Genomic DNA, 1,736 nt, shown 5'->3' with positions numbered 1-1,736 from the left:
TTAGTTATCTGGATTACTGCACGTATGCAAGATGCAGCACCCTGATAATAATATAAAACTCAAACTAAACCACGCGTAAAGATACATCAATTCCTTTCGTCGGAAATTTCGGCGGTTCCGGCGTAGAACCCCAGGTAGGTGCTCTCCGGGTGACGGATGCAGATGTCGTCCAGCGACAGGCGCTGCTCGAGGTAGTCCTGCGCCGGCGACGGAAACCCGCAGGGCACGCCGGCGTCATAGAGGCGAACCGGCATCACACGGCCTCCGGCACGCTCTGCCAGGCATCGTCATCCGGGGGCGTGTCCGCGTCGGCTGAAGCCGCGGCCGGCTGCGCCGCCTGCAGGTAGTGCGTGCGCAGCTGCGTGGTCAATGTGGCCACCACGTCGGGACGGTCGCGCAGCCAGCCGGCGGCCTTCTCGCGCCCCTGCCCGATTTTCTCCCCCTGATACTCGTACCAGGCGCCGGTCTTGAGGATATATTTGGCGTCGACGGCCAGATCCAGCACTTCGCCCTCGCGGAAGATGCCGACGCCGAACAGCAGCCGGAACTGCGCCTGGCGGAACGGCGGCGAGACCTTGTTCTTGACCACCTTCACCTTGGTATCCCGCCCGATGATGGTCTCCCCTTCCTTGACGTTGCCGGCGCCGCGCACGTCGAGACGCACCGAGGCATAGAACTTGAGGGCGTTGCCGCCGGCGGTGGTTTCAGGGTTGCCGAACATCACGCCGATCTTCATGCGCAACTGGTTGATGAAGATCACCACCGTGCGGGTGGTGTTGATGCTGCCCTTCAGCTTGCGCATCGCCTGGCTCATCATGCGGGCCTGGAGACCCATCTGGGCGTCGCCGATCTCCCCTTCCAGCTCGTTTTTTGGCACCAGGGCGGCGACGGAATCGACCACCACCACGCCGACGGCGCCGGAACGCACCAGGGCGTCACAGATTTCCAGCGCTTGCTCGCCGGTGTCGGGCTGGGAGATGAGGAGTTCACCGATATCGACGCCCAGCTGCTGCGCGTAACGCGGATCGAGCGCGTGCTCGGCATCGATAAAGGCGCATTGCAGCCCGGCGCGCTGGGCGCAGGCAATGACCGACAGGGCGACGGTGGTCTTGCCGGACGACTCGGGGCCGTAGATTTCGGTGATGCGGCCGACCGGCAGGCCGCCGCCGAGCGCGATGTCGAGGCCGAGCGAGCCGGTCGGGATACGCTCGACAGCCATGCCATGGTTGTCACCCAGGCGCATGATGGCGCCCTTGCCGAACGCCTTCTCGATGGCGGTGATGGCGCTTTGCAGCGCTTTGGCGCGACTTTCCTGCGTGCCGGCCGTGTCCTGCGGTGTGCGAGTGCGTGATGCGTTGCTCATTTTATGTTCTCCTCTGGTCGGAAATCGAATGCGTTATTATAATAATACTGTATGCATGACCAGTATAATATAAAACCGACGAGGAAAGACAAGGGATGATGGCGAGGTCAACCGCGCGACGGGCACAAGCCCCTCATTTTGAGGTGAATATTTTTACCGACGATGCGCACAGGTTATCCCCCAAATTTGTGGATAACGTCCTGATTGTGAGTGGCGCGGCACCGGGGGCGGATATGGGACCGTCCTGGGCAAAAGCGGCATTCAGCGCCGTTTTTTCGACGTAGAACCCGTTATGCTGTGACGGTGTCGGCACGACGCCGGACTTCCACTCTTTCGCGTCCAGCACATAATTGTCCCAGCCCTGGTCTTTCAG

General features: G+C 61.5%; 2 protein-coding genes and 1 pseudogene. All 3 read right to left on the bottom strand.

The genetic code is table 11. The annotated features are described in order from the left end of the window. Nucleotides 1-86: 86 nt before the first annotated feature. The gene (locus tag AC4PR2_RS28640) at nucleotides 87-254 is read right to left on the bottom strand and encodes a S24/S26 family peptidase (RefSeq protein WP_492176016.1); all 168 of its coding nucleotides are present in this window, start codon (nucleotides 252-254) and stop codon (nucleotides 87-89) included. Further along, nucleotides 254-1,363 (bottom strand): recombinase RecA, encoded by a 1,110-nt coding sequence (recA, locus tag AC4PR2_RS28635; RefSeq protein WP_149543109.1) that lies wholly within the window; start codon nucleotides 1,361-1,363, stop codon nucleotides 254-256. Before recA ends, AC4PR2_RS28640 begins: the two co-directional genes overlap by 1 nt. A 133-nt stretch (nucleotides 1,364-1,496) precedes the next feature. Further along, nucleotides 1,497-1,736, bottom strand: a pseudogene (locus AC4PR2_RS28630) (hypothetical protein); the annotation flags it as partial.

Source organism: Serratia sp. A07 (assembly GCF_058725505.1).
Note: the sequence above shows the minus strand (reverse complement) of the source record. Positions and strands in the feature narration are given on the sequence as shown.